General features: G+C 61.1%; 23 protein-coding genes and 1 pseudogene. 12 read left to right on the top strand and 12 right to left on the bottom strand.

The genetic code is table 11. From position 1 onward, the window contains the following. Nucleotides 1-41: 41 nt before the first annotated feature. Together queF and AO692_RS15905 are read right to left on the bottom strand one after the other, a co-directional pair. Entirely contained in the window at nt 42-503 is a 462-nt protein-coding gene (queF, locus tag AO692_RS15910; protein WP_054311020.1) for a preQ(1) synthase, read from the bottom strand. A gap of 68 nt (nt 504-571) precedes the next feature. Further along, nucleotides 572-1,672 carry a mandelate racemase/muconate lactonizing enzyme family protein gene (locus tag AO692_RS15905; protein ID WP_054311019.1) on the bottom strand — a complete coding sequence of 367 codons (1,101 nt, stop codon included), beginning with the start codon at nt 1,670-1,672 and terminating at the stop codon, nt 572-574. A 166-nt stretch (nt 1,673-1,838) separates the two neighbouring features. Between AO692_RS15905 and AO692_RS15900 the strand changes: the two genes are divergently transcribed. The 3 genes from AO692_RS15900 (at nt 1,839) to AO692_RS15890 (ending at nt 4,730) form a co-directional block, all read left to right on the top strand. Continuing rightward, complete coding sequence (locus AO692_RS15900; RefSeq protein ID WP_054311018.1) at nt 1,839-3,026, top strand: glycine C-acetyltransferase; 1,188 nt, start codon at nt 1,839-1,841, stop codon at nt 3,024-3,026. Nucleotides 3,027-3,037: 11 nt separating this feature from the next. Further along, on the top strand, nt 3,038-4,072 hold the full coding sequence (gene tdh, locus AO692_RS15895) for an L-threonine 3-dehydrogenase (protein WP_054311017.1): 1,035 nt from the start codon (nt 3,038-3,040) through the stop codon (nt 4,070-4,072). A 154-nt stretch (nt 4,073-4,226) separates the two neighbouring features. Next, nucleotides 4,227-4,730 carry an HPP family protein gene (locus AO692_RS15890; protein WP_054311016.1) on the top strand — a complete coding sequence of 168 codons (504 nt, stop codon included), beginning with the start codon at nt 4,227-4,229 and terminating at the stop codon, nt 4,728-4,730. Here AO692_RS15890 and AO692_RS15885 read toward each other — a convergent pair. Next, complete coding sequence (locus AO692_RS15885) at nt 4,657-5,172, bottom strand: MarR family transcriptional regulator (RefSeq protein WP_054311015.1); 516 nt, start codon at nt 5,170-5,172, stop codon at nt 4,657-4,659. The genes AO692_RS15890 and AO692_RS15885 overlap by 74 nt on opposite strands. A 103-nt stretch (nt 5,173-5,275) precedes the next feature. On the opposite strand from AO692_RS15885, the gene hmgA reads away from it, so the two are divergent. The 4 genes from hmgA (at nt 5,276) to AO692_RS15865 (ending at nt 8,626) form a co-directional block, all read left to right on the top strand. Continuing rightward, nucleotides 5,276-6,589 (top strand): homogentisate 1,2-dioxygenase, encoded by a 1,314-nt coding sequence (hmgA, locus tag AO692_RS15880; RefSeq protein ID WP_054311014.1) that lies wholly within the window; start codon nt 5,276-5,278, stop codon nt 6,587-6,589. A gap of 95 nt (nt 6,590-6,684) precedes the next feature. Continuing rightward, a complete protein-coding gene (locus AO692_RS15875; RefSeq protein ID WP_054311013.1) occupies nt 6,685-7,038 on the top strand; it encodes a DUF1428 domain-containing protein in 354 nt (117 codons plus the stop codon). A 10-nt stretch (nt 7,039-7,048) separates the two neighbouring features. Continuing rightward, nucleotides 7,049-8,062, top strand: a complete 1,014-nt coding sequence (locus tag AO692_RS15870; protein ID WP_054311012.1) for a fumarylacetoacetate hydrolase family protein — start codon at nt 7,049-7,051, stop codon at nt 8,060-8,062. Nucleotides 8,063-8,089: 27 nt separating this feature from the next. Continuing rightward, nucleotides 8,090-8,626, top strand: a complete 537-nt coding sequence (locus AO692_RS15865; protein WP_054311011.1) for a DinB family protein — start codon at nt 8,090-8,092, stop codon at nt 8,624-8,626. Nucleotides 8,627-8,762: 136 nt separating this feature from the next. Here the strand turns inward: AO692_RS15865 and hppD are convergent, their stop codons facing one another. Continuing rightward, on the bottom strand, nt 8,763-9,875 hold the full coding sequence (gene hppD, locus AO692_RS15860; protein ID WP_054311010.1) for a 4-hydroxyphenylpyruvate dioxygenase: 1,113 nt from the start codon (nt 9,873-9,875) through the stop codon (nt 8,763-8,765). A gap of 121 nt (nt 9,876-9,996) precedes the next feature. Between hppD and AO692_RS15855 the strand changes: the two genes are divergently transcribed. After that, the gene (locus AO692_RS15855; protein WP_054311009.1) at nt 9,997-10,467 is read left to right on the top strand and encodes an Lrp/AsnC family transcriptional regulator; all 471 of its coding nucleotides are present in this window, start codon (nt 9,997-9,999) and stop codon (nt 10,465-10,467) included. A 1-nt stretch (nt 10,468) separates the two neighbouring features. Here AO692_RS15855 and AO692_RS15850 read toward each other — a convergent pair whose 3' ends face one another. Both AO692_RS15850 and AO692_RS15845 read right to left on the bottom strand, forming a co-directional pair. Then, nucleotides 10,469-10,807: a TIGR01244 family sulfur transferase gene (locus tag AO692_RS15850; protein WP_054311008.1), complete on the bottom strand. Its 339-nt coding sequence runs from the start codon at nt 10,805-10,807 to the stop codon at nt 10,469-10,471. Nucleotides 10,808-10,938: 131 nt separating this feature from the next. Then, nucleotides 10,939-11,940, bottom strand: a complete 1,002-nt coding sequence (locus tag AO692_RS15845; protein WP_054311221.1) for an aldo/keto reductase — start codon at nt 11,938-11,940, stop codon at nt 10,939-10,941. A gap of 112 nt (nt 11,941-12,052) precedes the next feature. Between AO692_RS15845 and AO692_RS15840 the strand changes: the two genes are divergently transcribed. Beyond that, nucleotides 12,053-12,946: a LysR family transcriptional regulator gene (locus AO692_RS15840; protein WP_054311007.1), complete on the top strand. Its 894-nt coding sequence runs from the start codon at nt 12,053-12,055 to the stop codon at nt 12,944-12,946. A gap of 52 nt (nt 12,947-12,998) precedes the next feature. On the opposite strand, the gene aztD is transcribed toward AO692_RS15840, so the two are convergent. From aztD to aztA, 4 genes are all read right to left on the bottom strand, one after another. Continuing rightward, nucleotides 12,999-14,207 carry a zinc metallochaperone AztD gene (gene aztD, locus AO692_RS15835; protein ID WP_054311006.1) on the bottom strand — a complete coding sequence of 403 codons (1,209 nt, stop codon included), beginning with the start codon at nt 14,205-14,207 and terminating at the stop codon, nt 12,999-13,001. 119 nt (nt 14,208-14,326) lie between these two features. Then, complete coding sequence (aztC, locus tag AO692_RS15830) at nt 14,327-15,268, bottom strand: zinc ABC transporter substrate-binding protein AztC (RefSeq protein WP_054311005.1); 942 nt, start codon at nt 15,266-15,268, stop codon at nt 14,327-14,329. 19 nt (nt 15,269-15,287) lie between these two features. Beyond that, nucleotides 15,288-16,163 (bottom strand): zinc ABC transporter permease AztB, encoded by an 876-nt coding sequence (gene aztB / locus AO692_RS15825; protein WP_054311004.1) that lies wholly within the window; start codon nt 16,161-16,163, stop codon nt 15,288-15,290. Then, nucleotides 16,160-16,984 carry a zinc ABC transporter ATP-binding protein AztA gene (gene aztA, locus AO692_RS15820; RefSeq protein ID WP_054311003.1) on the bottom strand — a complete coding sequence of 275 codons (825 nt, stop codon included), beginning with the start codon at nt 16,982-16,984 and terminating at the stop codon, nt 16,160-16,162. The genes aztB and aztA overlap by 4 nt, the downstream gene beginning before the upstream one ends. Before the next feature lie 213 nt (nt 16,985-17,197). Between aztA and AO692_RS32300 the strand changes: the two genes are divergently transcribed. Next, nucleotides 17,198-17,539, top strand: a complete 342-nt coding sequence (locus tag AO692_RS32300) for a RidA family protein (protein ID WP_082407393.1) — start codon at nt 17,198-17,200, stop codon at nt 17,537-17,539. Between the two features lie 83 nt (nt 17,540-17,622). Here AO692_RS32300 and AO692_RS33935 read toward each other — a convergent pair. Both AO692_RS33935 and AO692_RS15810 read right to left on the bottom strand, forming a co-directional pair. Continuing rightward, a pseudogene (locus tag AO692_RS33935) lies at nt 17,623-18,588 on the bottom strand (alpha/beta fold hydrolase); the annotation flags it as partial. Between the two features lie 83 nt (nt 18,589-18,671). Further along, nucleotides 18,672-19,496 (bottom strand): SDR family NAD(P)-dependent oxidoreductase, encoded by an 825-nt coding sequence (locus tag AO692_RS15810; RefSeq protein ID WP_054311002.1) that lies wholly within the window; start codon nt 19,494-19,496, stop codon nt 18,672-18,674. 213 nt (nt 19,497-19,709) lie between these two features. On the opposite strand from AO692_RS15810, the gene AO692_RS15805 reads away from it, so the two are divergent. Both AO692_RS15805 and AO692_RS15800 read left to right on the top strand, forming a co-directional pair. After that, nucleotides 19,710-20,744, top strand: a complete 1,035-nt coding sequence (locus AO692_RS15805) for a cysteine synthase A (protein ID WP_054311001.1) — start codon at nt 19,710-19,712, stop codon at nt 20,742-20,744. Continuing rightward, a complete protein-coding gene (locus AO692_RS15800; RefSeq protein WP_054311000.1) occupies nt 20,744-21,487 on the top strand; it encodes an alanyl-tRNA editing protein in 744 nt (247 codons plus the stop codon). The genes AO692_RS15805 and AO692_RS15800 overlap by 1 nt, the downstream gene beginning before the upstream one ends. The last annotated feature ends 68 nt before the right edge of the window (nt 21,488-21,555 follow it).

Raw genomic sequence — 21,555 nt, 5'->3', positions numbered from 1 at the left:
CATCGGCGTTGCCGGCCAGCATCGCAATCGGGAAACTGCAGTCAGCCCCTGCCGCGATAGGGGGCGACACCGGTGTCGGGCAGCCATGCGCCTTTCGGCGGCTCGCCTGTCTGCCAGAACACGTCGATCGGAATACCACCGCGCGGGTACCAGTAACCGCCGATGCGCAGCCATACCGGTTTGGTGGCTGCCACGACGCGTCGCGCGATCATCACCGTGCAATCTTCATGGAAGGCGCCATGATTGCGGAAAGAGGTGAGGAACAGTTTCAGGGACTTGGACTCAACCAGCAGCGTGTCAGGCGCATAGTCGATGACGATGTGCGCGAAATCCGGCTGGCCGGTGACGGGGCAGAGCGAGGTGAACTCGGGGCAGGTGAAGCGTACGATCGCCGGCGGACCGTCGCCGCGCGTGAATGGCACGGTCTCCAGCACCGCATGGTCAGGATTGTTCGGCGTCTCGACCTTGGTGCCGAGCTGGGTCAGGTTTTCCGTTATCGTCATGGGCGGGCTCCTTTGGGATAGGCTCTATCCCCAAGGGGCCGCGCAAGCCAGCATCGAATGCGACCGGATCAACATCGAAAGATCGGCTCGCCGAACATCGCCGGATCCACCTCGACCCCAAGGCCGGGACCGCGCGGCGGCGTCATGCGACCGTCGGCTATGGTGAAATCGGCCTTGCCGTTGGCGACCGTGACCCAGTTGTGAAAATCGACCGTGTGCTGGCGCAGCAGTTCAGGCGTCGACAGCAGCAGGCCGCAATAGGCGGCGGTGTCGATCTGCGCGCCGCCGGTGTCCTCGATGGTGATCTTCAGGTTCCGGGCGATGGCGATGTCGCGGATCAGCTTTGCCTTGGTCAGTCCACCGACGCGGGCAAGCTTGATGGTGATACCGTCGACCAGCCGATCCGCGATGGCGCGCAACAAGGCATCGGTGCTGTCGATGGTCTCGTCCAGCACGAGCGGCCGGTCGCAAGCCGGACGGATCGCGAGATTTTCCTCGTAGCTCCCACAAGGTTGTTCCAGCGTGTAGTCGAGCGTGTGCGTCGCCTGCAGAAAGCGTCGGGTCTCCGCGGTGCCCCAGCTGCCATTGGCGTCGCAGAACAGCACGGTACCGGAAGGCACCACAGCGCGTACGGCTTCCAGGCGTGCAATATCGTCGTTGACATCGAGCCCGACCTTGACCTGCAGCCGTTGATAACCCTCGGCTATGTATTTTCGGGCGCGGGCTGCCATCGCGTCGGGGCTCTCCTGCGCCAGCGAACGGTAAAGCGGCACGCTGATGCCTTCCGCACCGCCGGCCATGGCGGCCAAGGAAAGACCGGCGCGCCTGCCGGCGAGATCCCACAGCGCCATGTCGATGGCGGCCTTGGCATAGGGGTGGCCCTTGAGCAGCAGATCCATGCGGCGGTTGAGCATCTCGATGCCGGCAGCGTCCTCGCCGATCAGGCGCGGCGCCAGTTCGCGCATGGCGGCACGAGCACCTTCCGCAAAGGCCGGATCGTAGAAAGAGCCCAGTGGCGCCATCTCGCCATAACCTTTGCCACCATCGCTACTGGCGATCTCGACGATGGTCGAATCGAAACCTTCCGCACTGCGTCCACCCGAGCACGTGTAGGTACCGTCCCGGAACGGTTGCCATTGCCGGTAAAGGGTGATGGAGGCGATGGTCATACGGTGCTCCTTCAAGGGGCCGGCCTGGTGAGACTAAGCCGCCATGTTAGCGGCGCGAAACGCGGCGTGCCGCGAAGGAAACGGCAGTTGCAGCGGTCGTTTTTATGCTAGCTTCCGGCCGGCCTGCCGCAGTATGCGTTGCCAGATTCAAGGGAGTCCGTCGTTCATGAGCCATAACTTTCTCTCCCATCTCGACACCGAATTGGCGGGCCTCAAGGCCGCAGGGCTCTACAAATCAGAGCGGGTCATCTCGTCCATGCAGTCGGCCGAGATCGAGGTGGCCGGCGAGAAGGTCTTGAATTTCTGTGCCAACAACTATCTCGGCCTTGCCGACAATGCAGACTTGCGCGCGTCCGCGCAGACGGCGCTGGATCGCTATGGCTACGGCATGGCCTCGGTGCGCTTCATCTGCGGCACGCAGGAAGAACACAAGCAGCTCGAAGCCAGGATTTCCTCCTTTCTCGGCCTTGAGGATACGATCCTTTACGGCTCCTGCTTCGACGCCAATGGCGGATTGTTCGAGACACTGCTCGGCGAGGAGGACGCGGTGATTTCGGATGCGCTGAACCACGCCTCGATCATCGACGGCGTGCGTCTCTCCAAGGCCAAGCGGTTCCGTTATGCCAACAACGACATGGCGGCGCTGGAGGAAGAGCTGAAGAAGGCGGAAGGCAGCCGTTTCAAGCTGATCGCCACCGACGGCGTCTTCTCCATGGACGGTATCATCGCCAACCTGCAGGGGGTCTGCGATCTCGCCGAGAAATACGGGGCGATGGTGATGGTGGACGACAGCCATGCCGTCGGCTTCGTCGGCAAGCATGGCCGGGGCTCGGCCGAACATTGCGGCGTCGAGGGCAGGGTGGACATCATCACCGGTACGCTCGGCAAGGCGTTGGGCGGGGCCTCCGGCGGCTATACGTCGGGCAAACGGCAGGTGGTGGACTGGCTGCGCCAGCGTTCGCGGCCCTATCTGTTTTCCAACACGCTGATGCCGGCGATCGCCGCCGCGTCGCTCAAGGTTTTCGACATCATCGAAAAGGGCGACGCACTGCGTGAAAAGCTCTACGCGAATGCGTCGCATTTCCGCTCCTCGATGAGCAAGCTCGGCTACACGCTGGCCGGTGCCGACCACCCGATCATCCCGGTGATGCTTGGCGATGCGACGCTGGCCCAGCAGATGGCCGCCAGGATGCTGGAGCGTGGCATCTACGTCATCGGCTTTTCGTTCCCTGTTGTGCCCAAGGGGCAGGCGCGCATCCGCACGCAGATGTCGGCGGCGCATTCCACAGCCGATATCGATCGCGCGGTTGCGGCATTCGAAGCGGTTGGCAAGGAACTCGGCGTCATTTCCTGAGGAAGAACACAATGTCCAACATGATGCGCGCGCTGGTGAAGGCAAAGGCCGAGCCGGGAATCTGGATGGAACGCGTGCCGGTTCCCGAAATCGGCCCCAACGATGTGCTGATCAAGGTCAAGAAGTCGGCGATCTGCGGCACCGACGTCCATATCTACAACTGGGACCAATGGGCACAGAAGACTGTGCCGGTACCGATGGTGACAGGACATGAATTTGTCGGCACCATCGCCGATGTCGGGTCCGCCGTAACCGAATACAAGGTCGGCCAACGCGTATCGGGTGAAGGCCACATCGTCTGTGGCCACTGCCGCAACTGCCGTGCGGGCAGGGGGCATCTGTGCCGCAACACGTTGGGTGTCGGCGTCAACCGGCCTGGGTCTTTCGGCGAATATGTCGCCATTCCGCAGCACAATGTCGTGCCGATCCCTGACGACATCCCTGACGAAATCGCGGCAATCTTCGATCCGCTCGGCAATGCTGTTCATACAGCTTTGTCCTTCGATCTGGTCGGCGAGGATGTGCTGGTGACCGGCGCCGGGCCGATCGGCATCATGGGCGCGCTGGTGGCGCAATGCGTTGGCGCGCGCAAGGTCGTTATCACCGACATCAACCCGACCCGGCTGGCGCTGGCCAGAAAAATGGGCGTGCATCATGTCGTCGACGCCTCGAAGGAGAAGCTGCGCGATGTCATGCATGACGAAGGCATGACCGAAGGTTTTGATGTCGGGCTGGAGATGTCGGGCTCGGCAGTTGCCTTCCGCGATATGATCGACACCATGAACAACGGCGGCAAGATCGCCATTCTCGGCATCGCACCGACCGGCTTCGAGATCGACTGGAACAAGGTCATCTTCAAGATGCTGCATCTCAAGGGCATCTATGGCCGCGAGATGTTCGAGACTTGGTACAAGATGATCGCGCTGGTGCAGGGTCCGCTGGATGTGAGCGGGCTGATCACCCACCGTATCGGCATCGACGACTACCAGAGTGGCTTCGATGCCATGCGCAGCGGTAATTCCGGCAAGGTGGTGATGGACTGGTAGGAAAAATTTTTTCTTAGCAGTGGATTTTTTCGAATAACGTTCGTTGCCTTGCTGCTGGCTCGTTTGCTAAAGCAGGCAACTTTATTGTGCAAGCGCTTCGCCCCGGAAATCGAATGGATTTTCGGGGTGATGTGTAAGAGCCGGAATTCCGACTATGCGCCGCCATATCCGCCACTTCACAGCACGCCATGAGCCGTCCAGCCATCCGCTTTCGCATGCGAAATCCGGGCTCGGCGCGGTTATCGGCATCGGCGCTGTCGGTGGTCTTGCCGCGCTGACCGACCTACCGCTGTTGTTGGCGCCGCTGGGAGCCACTGCGGTGCTGATCTTTGGCCAGCCCACCAGCCCGCTGGCGCAGCCTGCCAATGTGTTCGGTGGCTATCTGTTGGCCACTGTGGTGGGCGTGGCCGCCGCCCTGGCGCTTCCGGCCAGTTGGACGGTGGCCGCACTGGCCGTCGGTGCCGCGATCGCACTGATGTCGATGCTTCGCGTGACCCACCCGCCCGCCGGCGCGGTGCCGCTGATTGCAATCGCCGCCCCCCTGCAGAGCGCCTCGCTGTTCGGCACAATCCTGGTCGGCTGTATCAGCCTTGTCGGACTCGGCGTCGTCCATCATCGCCTGCCGCCACGCCTTCATTATCCGCGTCGGGTGGAGTGAACGACAACGCCGCTTCGACGGCGTCCAGCGCGACAGTCAGCGCTCCGCGATCCAGCTCATTGATCCGCGCCAGCAATTCCCGTTCGAACGCTTTCGCCAACGGTACCATGTCGCGATAGGCGGCAAGGCCCGCTTTGGTCAGCGCCAGATGCTCGACGCGCCGGTCCTTCTCATCGGGCGACCGGGTCAGCCAGCGCCGCCGCTCCAGTTCCGCCACGGCACGCGAGACCTTGGTCTTGTGCATGGCGGATTGTTCACCAAGCGCTTTCGCAGTCATTGCGCCGCACTGACCAAGCCCCGACAGGGTGCGCCATTCCGGGCGGGTAAGGCCGTGCCGGTCCTTGTAGACGCGCGCGAATTCGCGACTGACCAGATCCGCCAGGTGATAGAGCCGGTAGGGCAGGAAGGTTTCCAGCTCCAGGATGTCGTCTTGTCTTGCCATGATGATCGTTCCGGGCGAGCTTCTGAGGAAGCGATGCGCCGTTGATAGTTACATTTTCGATAGTTACGGATGTAACCATTATGGTCAACCACGGGAGGATGCTATGGCCTTTTCCTATATGCCGGGTTTCGGCAATGATTTCGAAACCGAGACGCTGCCGGGCTCGCTGCCACAGGGACGCAACTCACCGCAGCGGCCGGCCTACGGGCTTTATGCGGAGCAGCTGTCTGGCTCACCCTTCACCGCGCCGCGCGGTACCAACGAACGCTCCTGGCTCTACCGCATCCGTCCGAGCGTCAAGCACACCGGCCGTTTCAAGGGAGTGAGCTATCCGTTCTGGAAGACCGCTCCCAATGTCGGCGACCATGAACTGGCGCTTGGCCAGTATCGCTGGAATCCGACGCCGATGCCGACGGAACCGACCGATTTCATCGCCGGTATCCGAACCATGACGACGGCCGGTGACGCACTCGGGCAAAGCGGCATGGCCGCTCATGTCTATGTCGCCAACGCATCGATGGTAGACGACCATTTCTTTAATGCCGACGGCGAGATGCTGGTGGTGCCGCAGGTGGGACGGCTGAATTTCGTCACCGAGATGGGCGTCATCGAAATGAGGCCTGGCGAGATCTGCGTTCTCCCACGTGGATTGGTGTTCAAGGTCGAACTGCTCGATCCGGAAGTGCGCGGCTACATCTGCGAGAACTACGGCGCCAAGTTCACCATGCCCGATCGCGGTCCGATCGGTGCCAACTGCCTGGCCAATCCGCGCGACTTCAAGACGCCCTGCGCGTGGTTTGAAGAAAAAGAAAAACCCTGCCGGCTGATCGTGAAATGGTGCGGCTCGTTCCACGTCACGGAACTCGATCACTCACCGCTCGACGTGGTCGCGTGGCATGGCAATTACGCACCATATAAATATGATCTTGCTACGTTTTCACCCGTCGGCGCGCTCCTGTTCGATCATCCCGACCCGTCGATCTTCACGGTACTTACCGCGCCGTCCGGTGAGGAAGGTACGGCCAATGTCGACTTCGTCATCTTCCCACCGCGATGGATGGTGGCGGAGAACACCTTCCGACCGCCCTGGTATCACCGCAACATCATGAGCGAGTTCATGGGCCTGATCCATGGCCAGTATGACGCCAAGGAAGAAGGTTTTGTCCCTGGCGGCATGAGCCTGCACAACATGATGCTGGCGCATGGTCCGGATGCGCCCGGCTTCGAGAAGGCCTCGAAGGCCGAACTGAAGCCGGTGAAGCTCGACAACACCATGGCCTTCATGTTCGAGACGCGTTTCCCGCAGATGCTGAGCCGCTTTGGCGCGGAACTGCCGACCTTGCAGGAGGACTATATCGACTGCTGGAAGGATCTGAAGAAGCGTTTCAACGGCACGCCGGAAGGCGATTGGAGCTGATCGCGGCCATCATAATCGATTTTCTCGGTTCCGTTGTCGGAAAACGCGCCCCGCATACGTCCTAGGATCGTCAAAACCCGAAAAGGAGACGCATCATGACCTATGTCGATGGCTTTGTTCTGCCGGTGCCGCAGGCGGAGATGGAGGAATACCGGAAAAACGTCGATCTCGCCGCCGTGGTCTGGATGGAGCATGGCGCGTTGTCTTATGTCGAAGCCGAAGCCGATGATGTGCCAGATGGCCAGGTCACCTCTTTCCCGCTTGCGGTGAAGAAGGAAGCAGGTGACACAATTGTATTTTCCTACGTCACCTACAAATCGCGCGAACACCGTGACGAGGTGATGAAGAAAGTGATGGAGGACCCGCGATTGCAGCCGGGCATGCAAAATATGCCTACCTATATGAAGCGGCTGATCTATGGTGGGTTCAAAGTCTTCATGGAGCGATAAGGGGAACTGAATGAAGCTTGCCACCTTGAAGAACGGGACGCGCGACGGAAAGCTTGTCGTCGTGTCTCGCGATTTGACGCGCCTGACCGACGCCTCGTTTCTCGCGCCGACCTTGCAGGCCGCGCTCGATGACTGGCGCCGCATTGCCCCGCATCTGGCCGCGCTGGCCGAGTCGCTCGAGCATGGTTCCGTACCCACGGAGCGTTTCCATGAGCACGACGCTCATTCGCCGCTGCCGCGTGCGTACCAGTGGGCCGACGGCTCGGCTTACGTCAATCACGTCGAACTGGTGCGTAAGGCACGCAATGCCGAAATGCCGGCAAGCTTCTGGACCGATCCGCTGATGTATCAAGGCGGATCGGACACCTTTGTACCCCCGCGCGATCCGATCCGCATGGCCGATGAGGCCTGGGGTATCGATCTCGAAGCCGAAGTTGCCGTCATCGTCGATGACGTGCCGATGGGCGCAGACAAGGATCAGGCGCGCGATGCGATCCGCCTGGTCATGTTGGTCAACGACGTCACGCTGCGCACGCTGACGGCACCGGAGCTTGCCAAAGGTTTCGGTTTCTTCCAGTCGAAGCCGTCGTCGGCCTTTTCGCCGGTGACGGTCACGCCCGATGAACTCGGTGATGCATGGGATGGCGGCAAGCTGCATCTTCCGCTTTGTGTCGACCTCAACGGAAAGCCGTTCGGACGCGCCAATGCCGGCATCGACATGACTTTCGATTTTCCGGCCCTGATCGTGCACGCGGCCAAAACCCGCCCACTTTCGGCGGGGGCCATCATTGGCTCCGGCACGATTTCCAACAAAAAGGACGGTGGCCCAGGCAAGCCTGTTGCCGAAGGTGGCTCCGGCTATTCCTGCATTGCGGAACAGCGTGTGATCGAAACCATCGAGAGCGGCGAGGCGAAAACCCCATTCCTGCGTTTCGGCGATACGGTGCGCATCGAAATGAAGGACAAGGCCGGGCATTCGATCTTCGGCGCCATCGAGCAAAAGGTGGAAAAGTACCAGAAGTGACCACCGACGAGCGACAAGGGAGCGGCGATGGACCTGATCGATCATTTCCACCGCATGGCCGCGAACAATCTCTGGTCCAATGATCGCCTCTATCGGGCTGTGACGGCACTGAAGCCTGGGGAGTTCGAAGCCGGGCGCGCGGGCTTCTTTCCATCAATCAAGGCGACGCTCAACCATATCCTGTCGGTCGATCTCTACTATCTGGACATGGTGGAAGAGGGTGGTGTTGGGCTCGCCGTTTTCGACGGCTGGACGGATTTCGAGATGCCCGTCAAACTGGCGGCGGTGCAGGCCGAGACCGACCGCCGGCTGATGTCGTTTTGCGAAGAATTGACCAAACCCGACCCTGACCGGCGCGTGCCGACCGACCGGGGCGACGACGGCATCATTCCCGAGCGCATCGGTGATCTGCTGGCGCATCTGTTCCTGCACCAAATTCATCATCGCGGGCAGGTGCATGCCATGCTTTCCAGCACGTCGGTCAAGCCGCCGCAACTCGACGAGTTCCTGCTCGACTATGATATCAAACTCAGGAAAAAAGAGGCCGAGCGCCTGGGACTCTAGAGCGTTTTCCGATCTTCTCGGAAACGCGGAAACGCTCTAACTCTTTGTTTTTACGCAATTCCGGACGGAAAACCGCTGCGCACTTTTCCTGGAATTGCTCTGACGCGCCCGACCTTTGAACCGGTGGCTGCCTGGCCTATTCGGCAGCCTGCACCTTGAGCACACCGCGCTTGATCTGGTCCTGCTCGATCGATTCGAACAAGGCGCGGAAATTGCCTTCGCCGAAACCCTCATCGCCCTTGCGCTGGATGAATTCGAAGAAGATCGGTCCGATCACGGTCTTGGAGAAGATCTGCAGCAGGATTTTGGTCGTGCCGCCATTCACCACGCCTTCGCCGTCGATCAGGATGCCATGCTTCTTCATGTGCTCGACCGGCTCGTCATGGCCGTTCACGCGGGCATGTGACATCTCGTAGTAAGTGTCGGGCGGGCCAGGCATGAACTTCAGCCCGTTGTCGGCGAGCCTGTCGGTGCCGGCGTAGATGTCATCGGTGCCGACCGCGATGTGCTGGATGCCTTCTCCCCGGTACTTTTTCAGGTACTCGGCGATCTGGCTGGTATCGTCCTTGGATTCGTTCAGCGGAATGCGGATCTTGCCGCAGGGCGAGGTAATGGCGCGGCTGACGAGGCCGGTGATCTTGCCATCGATGTCGAAGAAGTGGATCTGCTTGAAACCGAACAGGTCGCGATAGAAATCCCACCACTTGTCCATGTTGCCGCGGTAGACATTGTGGGTGAGGTGGTCGAGGAAATAGAAGCCGACACCGGCCGGCTTCGGATTGGTCTCGCCAACCCAGTCGAACTCGGCGTCATAGGCCGAGCCCTTGGCGCCGTATTTCTCGACAAAGTAGAGCAGCGAGCCGCCGATGCCGACGATGGCGGGCACATCGAGCGCCTTGTCGGTGCCTTCATAGGGCTTGGCGCCCTTGGAAACGGCGTGCTCGAAGGCGTGCCTGGCGTCGACCACGCGCCACGCCATCGACGGCGCGCAGGGGCCGTGTTCGTCGACGAACTTCATGGCATGCGAGCCGGGCTCGGCGTTGAGGACGTAGTTGATGTCGCCCTGGCGCCAGACCGAGATGTTCTTGGTCTTGTGCCTGGCAACCTCGGTGTACCCCATGCGGGCGAACAGCTCGGCGAGCTTTTCAGGCTCCGGATGGGCGAATTCGACAAATTCGAAACCATCGGTACCGGCGGGATTGGCTTCGCTGATGGTGGCGGGCGGTGCGTCGTGCGGGAAGGGACCCATGGCAAATCCTCCGGTTCGTCTCCAGTTCCGCCGAGTATATGCCCGATGGCCCGCACGGTGCTTGCATTCGGGTATGCGCCTCCATCATAATGTGCGCGTTTCGTGCATGAATGAGGGCGAGATGGCGGAAGGCGCGCGCATTGATCAGTTTGACCGCAAGATATTGGCTCTTTTGCAAGGCGATGCGCGGCTTACCAATAACGATTTGTCGGAACGTGTGAACCTCTCGGCTTCGCAATGTTCGCGTCGGCGACAGCGGCTGGAGGAGGAGGGTTACATCCGCAATTACCAAGCGGTGCTCGACCGCGACAAGTTGGGCTTCTCGCTGGTCAACGTCATCACCGTGACGCTTGCCACGCACAACCGTGACAATGCCCGCCGCTTCGCCGAACTGGTCAAGCGCCTGCCTGAGGTGCAGGAAGCGCACGCATTGACCGGCGAGATGGACTACATCCTCAAAGTCGTCACGCCTGACCTGAAATCGCTGTCGGAATTCGTCAACAACGAGCTGTTGCCACACGAATCCGTGCAGCACGTGAAAACGGCGATCGTGCTGGAAACGCTGAAGGAGACCGGTGCGCTGCCGATCTGATTTAGCCCTTCAACTGCTGTACGGCAGCGTAGAGGTTGGTGCAGCGGGTACCGGAACGGCAGTAGGCGAAAACCGGTTCGGGCAGAGTATCCAGAGCCTGGGCCTGGTCCTCGACATTCTGTGCCGTCATCTGGCCGCTGATGACAGGCACCCAGCGGAATTCCAGTCCTGCGGCCTCAACCGCGGCCTTGATCTCATCGGCGCTCGGCTGGCCGGGATCCTCATTGTCGGGGCGATTGCAGATCACGCTCTTGAACCCGGCGGCCTTGATCGCCGCAACGTCCTCGACGCTGATCTGCGGCGAGACGGAATAAGTTTCGGAAATCTGACGGACATTCATGGGGCAGCTCCGGAGCAGGATGGCATATTTGGCCTGTCATGCCATTCCGAGCGATGGGCCGCAACCTTGGCGTATTGGGGCAGCGCCGATCATCCCGATCGGCGCTGCTGCGAACCCTTGGCCACCGCGGCTCAGGCCGCCCGTTCGCTATCCAGCATCGCCATCTGATGTTCGGTGTAGCGCTGACCGGCTGCCGCGCCCTTGGGCGCCGCTGCCTCGATGGCAGCGATGTCGCTGGTAGAAAGAGCAAGGTCGAGCGCACCGAGTGCTTCGGCCAGACGATCCCGGCGGCGGGCACCGATCAGTGGCACGATATCGTTGCCCCGTGCCAGCACCCACGCAACGGCGATCTGCGCCACGCTGGCACCACGCGTTTCCGCGACCTGGCGCAGAGCCTCGACCAGCTTGAGATTGCGATCGAGATTGTTGCCCTGAAACCGTGGGCTATGGCTGCGGAAGTCCGTCGCAGCCGTGGCCTTGGTTCTGTCCCAGTGGCCGCTGATCAGCCCGCGCGACAGGACGCCATAGGCGGTTATGCCAATGCCGAGTTCGCGGCACGTGTCGAGAATGCCGTCCTCAATATTGCGCGAAAGCAGGGAATACTCGATCTGCAGATCGGCAATCGGATGCACGGTGGCAGCGCGGCGAATGGTTTCGGAGCCTACCTCCGACAAGCCGATATGCTTGACATAACCCGCCTTGACGAGGTCGGCGATAGCGCCGATCGTTTCTTCGATAGGCACATTCGGATCGAGCCGTGCTGGCCGGTAGACGTCGATTGCCTCGACTCCCAGTCGCTTCAGGCTGTAGGCAGCCGCAGTCTTGACCGCATTCGGTCGGGTATCGAAGCCAAGCCAACCTCCGTCGGGACCACGCTGCGCGCCGAATTTGACGCTTAGTGCAACCTTGCCGCCGCCGCGCGTGGCGAGCGCTTCGGCGATCAGCATTTCATTGTGACCCATGCCATAAAAATCACCGGTGTCGAGAAGCGTGACGCCGGCATCCAGCGCGGCATGCAACGTCGCCAGGCTTTCAGCCCGGTCCGCTGGACCATAGAGATCAGACATGCCCATGCAGCCGAGTCCCAGGCGTGAGACGACAGGTCCGTTATTTCCAAGAGTGTGTTCGCGCATGGCCATTCCTTTCGCGTTGAACCGATGATCGAGGCGTGTCCGAAAAGATGGCGCATGCTACACTGTGCGATAAGGTGATCTTTTCCAAATAGACTGTGTGGATTTTCGCACAATGCCGATCGATCTCAATCTGCTCGCCGCTTTTGCCGCCGTTGCCCGCCGCCGTAATTTCCGGGCAGCTGCCGTTGAACGCGGCGTGTCCGCCTCGACACTCAGCCAGCAGGTGCGCGATCTGGAGGCCGCGCTCGACCTGCGGCTGCTGAATCGCACGACACGCAGCGTCGCGCCGACCGAGGCCGGCACGCGGTTGCTCGAACGGTTGACGCCGGCGCTTGCCGACATCATATCGGCCGTCGATCATCTGCAGTCGGATAGTGACAGCCCCAACGGTACGCTGCGCATCAACGCTCCACAGCCGGCGATCGATCTTGTGCTTGCGCCCCTTCTCGGTCCGTTTCTCGACGCGTTCCCCCGCATACGAGCGGAGATCGTCGCCGAGACGGCTTTTATCGACATCGTGTCTGCCGGGTTCGATGCCGGCGTGCGCTGGGGGGAAAGCCTGGCGCAGGACATGATCGCCATCCCGCTCAGTCCACCACAACGCTATGTCGTGGTGGCCACGCCATCCGTCATCGCGGCAGGTGCTCCGATCCTGAAGCCGCGCGACCTGCTTGGGCGTCCCTGTATTCGCACACAGTTTCCGAGCGGAATGAAACTGCCATGGGAATTCGAACGTGACGGCGTGCTTGAGAAGATCGAGCCGCAAGCCAGGCTGCTGTCCAGCAACATCACTTCGCAACGGCGCGCCTGCCTGGATGGCGTCGGTTTCTGGGCGACTTTCGAGGAGTATGTGCGGCAGGACATCGAGGCTGGCCGTCTGGTCAGCGTGCTGGATGATTGGTTGCCGCCGTTTCCCGGCCCGTCTCTCTACTATCCGGGCCGCAGGCACGTGCCCGCGCCACTGCGAGCCTTTGTCGATTTTGTCAGGCGGCAGCGGCGCGGTTAGAGCGTTTCCGTATTTCCGTGAAAAACGGAAACGCTCTAGCCTTGGGAGGAGGCTATTCGGTTGCGTGTGTTTCGCCTGAGCCACCGACTGCGACGATGTTGAAAGGCTTGCCGGCGAGCGGGATGTCGCCCGTCTTTGCAAAGCTTGTTGCGTCGACGAGATGGAGTTGGGCCTTCAACGGATCGGTGACGACGATGCGGTCGCCAGCAACTGCGACGCGAGGGCGCGGATCGCTCCAATGGCCGTCCATCGAGTAGGGGTCGGTCAGCTTCACGGACTGCGTGATCTTGCCCGCGACGATGTCGACCTGATGGAGTTGGCCGTCTTCGGTGAAGGCATAGGCGAAGCGAGGCCGGATCGGATCCACTGCAAAATGCACGCGTCGTGTCGGCAGGTCGACCAGCCGGAACATATCTTTGGCCGAAGGGTCGATAAGCGCCAGTCGGTCAGCGCCGTAGTTGCCGAGGAAATATTGCAGGCCCTTGCCACCGAGCAGCGTCGTCACCTTTCCGGACGGCAAGCTGGCAGGGTAGGCGATGTGCTCGATGGACGGCGCCTGATCTCCATCGCGAACCAGCAAGATACCACTCGCGCAAGCGAAGAGGAGAACGTTGCCGGACGTCGCCTCGCCATGCAGGTCCGGACAAGCGTGGATGTCGCCGACCTGCTTGCCTGCACTGTCGACGGCACGGATGCCGACCGGCAGCTCGTCTGGCTTTTCCTTGTTGGGTTCCGACAACATAACATAGTCACCATAGACCGCGGCAACACCGTGATGCGGTGCCTCGGCCTTTATCTCGCGGACGCTCGTCCCACCTTCGAGAGCCGTTTTTTCGTCGAGGATCCGGGCGGCGCCTTCACCGTCGAAGAACAATGCGAATTCGCCGCCATGCTCGACGAAATGCGATGGCTTCGTTCCGGTGATCTCCGTTCCCGTCAGCCTGGGCGCCGTGACTTCGATATCTCCGTGATCGCCATGGTCCTCGAAGGTGATGCCGGTGGAGACGGCGGACACAGCGTCGGCTTTGCCTTGCACGGCAAACACGGTGCGGCCGCTGTTACTGCGATACAGCGAGGCTGGTCCTTTCACCGATAGCGTCTCGATCTTATTGCCGGTGAGGGCATCGACGACGTTGATGACCGGTTCGCTGTGATCCGAGACAAACAGGCGCCATGCGGTTTTTTCCTCGGCGAGGGACGAGGTTGTGGCCATACTCACAGCAAGCGCGGCGATCGAGGCTGCGGCCAGAAGGCGTCTCATGGAATTCTCCTGTAATGTTATCTAATAACATGTCGATGCCGAAAATAGGCGGAAGGGATCCCTTCCGCCAGGAAAGTGATGCCGATCAGCTAGATCGATGGATACGTGAGAGTTACTCTCTAGCTGCCGAGGATGGCGCCTTTTATCTGCTTGATGTTGTTGCGCATCAGGTCGATGTAGGTCGCGGCCGGACCGTCAGCCTTCGACAAGGCGTCCGAATAGAGCGTGCCGCCCACCTTGACGTCCGTCTCGACCGAGATCTGTTCGATCAGGCGCGGATTGGTGATGTTTTCGACAAAGATCGCCGCAGCCTTTTGCTGCTTCACCTGTTCGACCAGCTTGGCAACGTCGGCGGCCGAGGGTTCGGATTCAGTCGAAAGTCCCTGTGGTGCCAGGAAAGTCAGTCCGTATTCGTGCTCGAAATAGCCGAATGCGTCATGCGAGGTGATGACGACACGCTTCTCCTGCGGGATTGCGGCAATCGCCTCGCGCACCTCCTTGTCCAGGGCGTCGAGCTTTTCGGTATAGGCGGCGGCGTTGGCCTTGTAGGTGTCGCAGCCGGCGTTGTCGGCATTGCAGAAGGCATCGGCGACGTTCTTCACATAGACCTTGGCGTTCACGACCGACTGGAATGCATGCGGATCGGTTGAGCCATGGTTGTGACCTTCATGGCTGCCTTCGGCTTCCTCGGCTTCGGCGAATTCCGGTTTGAAGTCGATCGGGGTGATGCCCTTGGTCAGTTCGACAATGCTTGCCTTGCTGGCGCTTGCCTCGACTAGGCGCTGCAGGAAGCCCTCGAAGTGCAGGCCGTTGACGAGGACAAGCTTGGCGGAGGCCATAGAGACGGCGTCAGCCGGGCTTGGCTCGTAGACATGGGCGTCGCCATCCGGGCCGACCAGCGTCGTCACATCAACACGATCGCCACCGACATTCTTAGCGAAATCGCCGATAATCGAAAAGCTGGCGACGACCTTCAAAGGTTCGGCGAAGGCATGCCCCGCGGTGATGGTTGTTAATGTTATAACGCTCAACATCAGGGCGCGACGGATCGATTTAAGCATGGCCAACTCCTTTGAACGGTCAGGCGGTTCTGTGGCGGTGGTGGACGAGGCGCGAGCGCAGCACGCCGCGCGGTCCAGCCAGGATGGAAGCGATATAGGCGGCGCCGGCAGAGAGGATGATGGCCGGGCCGGACGGCAGCGCCGCATGGTAGGACAGCAGAAGTCCGGCAGCGCAGGAGGCAAAGCCGAGTGCGACGGCGAGCACGCACATCGGTCCGACGCGCTGGCTCCAGAAACGGGCGGCGGCGGCGGGCAGGATCATCAGGCCGACGGAGAGCAGGGTGCCAAGCGCCTGGAATCCTCCGACGAGGTTGAGCACCACGAGTCCGAGGAAAATGAAATGCACTGGGCTGCCCAGCCTGCTGACCGAACGCAGGAATAGCGGATCCAGGCATTCCGCCACGAGCGCCCGCCAGAAAACGAAAAGAGCGACCAGCGTGACCACGGCAATGCCGCCAATCAGGACCAGCGCCTCATTGTTGAGCGCCAGCACGGTACCGAACAGCACGTGCATCAGGTCGATGCTGGAGCCGCGGATCGAAACCATCAGCACGCCGATCGCCAGCGAGATCAGGTAGAACGCCGCCATCGAAGCATCTTCGCGCTGAATGGAAAAGCGCGAAACCGCGCCGGCACCGAGTGCGACGATGACGCCGGCGATCAGTCCGCCGACGGTCATCGGCAGGATTTCCAGCCCGTAGAACAGGAAACCGGCGGCAGCACCGGGCAGGATGGCATGCGCCATGGCATCGCCGGAAAGGCTCATGCGCCGCAGCATCAGGAAGACGCCGACCGGGCATGCGCCGAGCGACAACATCAGCGAACCGGCCAAGGCCCGTTGCATGAAGGCGAAGTCGGCAAAGGGGGCAATGAAGAAGGCGTAGAGCGAATTCACGATGCCGCCCTCTGCCTTGCAGGATGATCGTGATGGTGGTCGTGGTGCGCGTGGTCGTTCCCATGATCGTCGTGGCCATGGTCATGACCGTCCGGCTCGCACCAGGGCGCGTCATCTTCCCAGGCTTCGTGGAACCTGCGGGCACGCAGCATGTTTTCCGCACTCAATGTCGCGGACGTGTTGCCCCAGGCCACCGTGCGGCGCGCGAGCAGCAGCGTTTCGGGAAAGTTCTGCCGAACCAATTCGAGGTCGTGCGCAACCACCATCACCGTGCGGTCTTCGCCGTGCCAGCGTTTGATCAACGCGATCAGATCACCAACCGTCTTGGCGTCAATGGCGTTGAACGGCTCGTCGAGCAGGATGAGATCGGCGTCCTGCACCAGCACACGGGCGAACAGCGCACGCTGCAACTGGCCGCCGGAAAGCGTGTCCAACGCGCGGGGCTCAAATCCTTCAAGGCCGACCGCCATGAGCGCCTTGCTGACCGACGCGCGATCCTCCGCAGTGTGCCGGCTCAACAGGCCTCGGCGTGGCCAAAGGCCGAGCGAGACCAGATCGACGACCCGCGCGGGGAAACTGCGGTCGAGCTCGGACTGTTGCGGCAGATAGGCAATACGTATGCCCGGCATCTCGACGACGGCGCCAGCCATCGGCCGGAGCGCTCCGACGATGCCTTTCATGAGGGTCGACTTGCCTGAGCCATTGGCGCCGACAACGGCGGTCAGCGAACCTTTCTGGACAGTCCCGTTCAGGTGATGAACGGCGGGGTGGCTGCCATAGCCGAGGGTGAGGTCGCGAAAGGTGAGGGCGGCTTGGCTCATGGTAGTCCGTGCTCTTACGAAAGAGGTCGTATGTTATGTTATTACATGTGTCAACACGGACTGCGAAAAAAGCTGTAAAGTTCGCTGGAAGCGCAGCACGCTATGACAGCGGAGATGACTGATTGCGCCTGCGGCCCTATTCGTTGTCCTTGACCTTGTCGGGGGGCGAGGCGCTCTCTAAAGAAGCCTTTCCAATCAGGAAAGGACATATCCATGAGCGTTCGTCGCATCGATGTCGGCCCCCGCATGAGCCAGGTGGTCATCCACGGCAATACCGCCTATCTCGCCGGTCAGGTCGGCGAGGGCAAGACCGTCGGCGAACAGACCAAGGATATCCTGGCGACCGTCGATGCATTGCTCGCAAAGGCCGGCACCGACAAGACCAAGATCCTGCAGGCGATCATCTGGCTCTCCGACATGGGCACCTTCGCCGAGATGAACAAGGAGTGGGATGCCTGGGTGCCGCAGGGCAACACGCCGGCCCGCGCCACTGGCGAGGCCAAGCTGGCTGGCCCGCAGTACCTTGTCGAGATCATCATCACCGCCGCCATCTGAGGCGGCGTCGGGATCTTATTGTTTTGGAGCGTCGGCCTTTGTCGACGCTCCATCCGGTGCATGGCGGGCGGCACGTCGTCCATCAATGCCTTTACCCACACGACAATCCGTTGGGCGATGAAATCGGTCGTGCCGGGCGACAGCACGTTGCCGGCGATGACGTGGTTGTCGGGGTCCCCGCTGTTGTCGACAGGCACTTCTTCATGCAGAGCACCCCAGCGCGAGGCGATTTCGCGCGTCCGCTCCGCACGCACCACCTTGTCATCGTTTGAGAAGATGAAAAGTGCTGGCACCTTGGCATCCCCGACCGGCGCCCGATAGGCGAGTTCGGTCAACGCGGCCATCGGCAGCAGCGCCGTGGTGGGATAGCGCCAGGTCCAGTACTTTTCGTGCAGGGCGTTGCGTGGCACGAACGAACGTTCCTTGCCGATGATCAACTCTGCCAGCTGCTTGCCCCATGGCCATAACAGCATCTCGGCGCCGGAAGCCTGTACGCCGTAGTTTGGCGAGAGGAGCGCCATGCCTATGACATCCTTCGAGGCGTCCGGTTGGGTCGCTGCCCACGTCGCGAGCGAAGCGCCTGTGGAGGTCGCGATGACAATTACCTTGTCACCGATTGTCCGGCCTATGGCGAGCGCTTCCTCATAGTCGTTGATCCAGGCATTGACGTTGCCTTCAGCCATGGCTGGACCATCCCGGCCGTGGCCGGTCAGGCGCGTGTAGAACAGGTTAGCGTCGAGTTCTTCCGCCACCTTGTCGGCCAGTGGACGGGTTTCTTCCTTGGAGGCCGAGAAGCCATGAATATAGACCACGGCAAGCGGCGTCCTGGCTTGAATCATCGGGTTGGCCCAGACGATCTCCTTTTCCAACCCGTCGCGAATGTTCGGCACCCTGGCTTCCTCGCGAATGAGATAAGCCTGTGGATCGTCGCCGATCTTCGAAGGGTCGAAGCGGATTTTGGTGTCGACCGGTACGCGCGGCCCCAACAAAGCCGCCAGGGCGATCAGGATGATCAGGCCGAGGAACATCACCGCGATACGGCGCCCCATGACAAACTCCAGAACGATCGGCGCAAACTATTGTGGTGGCTGGCTACAAGCAACGGGTGGGCGGGATGCCTGAACACGTCCCCCTAGATGGGTTGGCGTGGCTTGCGGCCGAAACTCAACGGCCTGTCGCCCCATCCTGTCATCCGGTTGAGGAACCAGTGGCGGAGCGGATGCGGCAGCATGCCGAGCACCTTGAGACACAATGTGAAACGGCGCGGGAAGGTGATCTCGAAACCACCCGTTTCAATGCCTCGCATCATCCTGTCGGCGGCGCAGGTCGAGGAAATGATTGCCGGCAGGCGAACGCCGTTCTTCTGCGTCATCGGTGTGTCGATGAAACCGGGGTTCATCACCTGGACCCGGATGTTCAGCTTGTCGAGATCGAATTTCAGCGACTGCGCCATGACATTGATGGCGGCCTTCGTGGCGCCGTAGGCGGCTGTCGTCGGCCAGCCGAAATAGGCGCTGATCGAGCCAACCATGACGATATGACCGCGGCCATGCTTGCGCATGAACTTCACTGTCGGCACGAGCCCATGCACGATGCCCATGACGTTGACATCGAAGGTGCGGCGGAATTTGCGCACCGACAGGTTGTCGCCGGCAACCTGCGTGTAGCTGCCGGCGTTGAAGACGGCGAGCACGATCGGGCCGAGATCGGCCTCTATGGCGACGACGGTGTCGGCCATGCCTTGTTCATCGGTGACATCGCATGGAAAGGCAACGATCCGGCCGGGCAGGGAAGCCGTTTCCGTGATCAGCAGGCCGATATGGTCTTCCTCGCGGGCGGTGACCGCCACGATGAAGCCTTTCGACGCCAATTCCTTCGCAAGTTCCCTGCCGATGCCGGAACTGCCCCCGGTGATCCAGGCAACGCCGTCTTTCGGGTTGGCCCGATAGAGTGTCATTCAGTGTCCCGAAAGCTCTTTCAATGGGTCATCTAGCCGTGCGGAAGTCGAAAGGAAAGCATGTTCTTGGATGCCCACTATTTTAGTTTGGACTGATGTTTTCGTTCATTCGTCAGGTTGCAATGGCGGATGCAACTGGTCCAGGTCAATTCGAGCCTTGAAACGGCAAGCCAGCGTTTCTAGGGTTCCTCGCTGACACGAGAAGGATTCCCCATGCACCGTTCGGTGATTGACGCCATCGGCAATACGCCGCTGATCCGCCTCAACCGCGCCTCGGAAGAGACCGGCTGCGAGATATTGGGCAAAGCCGAGTTCATGAACCCCGGTCAGTCGGTCAAGGACCGCGCCGGGCTTTTCATTATCCGCGATGCGGAGCAACGCGGTCTTCTGAAACCGGGCGGTGTCATCGTCGAGGGCACAGCCGGTAACACCGGCATCGGGCTCACCCTGGTCGCCAAGGCGCTCGGCTATCGCACGGTCATCGTCATTCCGGACACGCAAAGCCAGGAGAAGAAGGATACCATCCGGCTGCTTGGCGCCGAACTGATCGAGGTTCCGGCGGTCCCGTACAAGAACCCCAACAACTATGTGAAACTTTCCGGTCGCCTCGCCGAACAGATGGCGAAAAGCGAGCCGAACGGTGCGATCTGGGCCAATCAGTTCGACAATGTCGCCAATCGCGATGGCCATATCCGCACCACTGCGGAGGAGATCTGGGCGCAGACCGGCGGCAAGGTCCACGGTTTCGTTTCCGCCGTTGGTTCTGGCGGCACGCTGGCCGGCGTGGCCGCCGGCCTCAAGGGCAAGAGCAAGGACGTCAAGATCGCGCTGGCCGATCCCCTGGGGGCGGCGCTCTTTTCCTTCTACACCAACGGCGAGCTGAAGGCCGAAGGCAGCTCGATCACGGAGGGCATCGGACAGGGACGCATCACCGCCAACCTCGACGGGTTCACCCCGGACTTCTCCTTCCAGATTCCGGACGAAGAGGCATTGCCCATCGTTTTCGACCTGATCCAAGAAGAGGGGCTGTGTGTCGGTGGTTCGACCGGCATCAACATTGCCGGCGCCATTCGCCTGGCCCGCGAACTCGGACCCGGTCATACCATCGTGACCATCCTGTGCGACTACGGCACGCGCTACCAGTCGAAACTGTTCAATCCGGAATTCCTGCGCAGCAAGAACCTGCCGACACCGGACTGGATGGAGGCGGTGAGCAGCATCCCTGTGCCGTTCGAGCAGGTTGCATAATGGCCTTCAAGACCGAGGCGCTGTTTCGCGACGATTCCTATCTGAAGGATCTGGAAGCGACCGTGGTGGCCATCAACGATCGCGGCGGCATCATCCTTGATCGCACCGTCTTCTACGCAACGTCCGGCGGCCAGCCCGGCGATACGGGCCATTTCGAGCGGACGGATGGCAGCCGCGTTGCGATCGCCGCTACGGTGACCGGCGAGACCAAGGACGAGATCATCCACGTTCCGGCACCAGGCCAGTCGGTCCCGGCTGTCGGGGAAAAGCTGAAAGCCGTCATCGATTGGGACCGCCGCTACCTGCTCATGCGCATGCATGCGGCCTGCCATCTGCTCAGCGTCGTGTGCCCGTTTCCCATTACCGGCGCGGCCGTTGCCGAAGACGATTCGCGTGTCGATTTCGATATTCCCGAGACCGGCTATTCCAAGGAAGAGGTGACGGCAAAGCTGATGGAACTGGTACGGGCGGATCATCCTATTTCCATCGAGTGGATCACCGACGAGCAACTGGCCGCCAATCCCGGCCTGGTGAAGTCGAAGAATGTGCGCCCACCGAGCGGCACCGGTCGTATCCGCCTCGTGCTGATCGGCGAGGGCGCTTCGGTGGACAGCCAGCCTTGCGGCGGCACCCATGTTGCGCGTACAGGCGAAGTCGGCGAGATTCATATCGGCAAGATCGAAAAGAAGGGCCGCGAGAACCGGCGCTTCCGCATCCGGTTCGGGCCTTTACCTGCCACCTGACCGTGTCGGTGCTGGAGCACGATCCCTGAAAGTTGCAGTTTTTTCGGACAAGATCGTACGACGAAACA

This window comes from Mesorhizobium sp. 1M-11, assembly GCF_001303895.1.
Lineage (GTDB): Bacteria > Pseudomonadota > Alphaproteobacteria > Rhizobiales > Rhizobiaceae > Mesorhizobium.
This window is presented reverse-complemented; position numbering and strand designations above follow the sequence as displayed.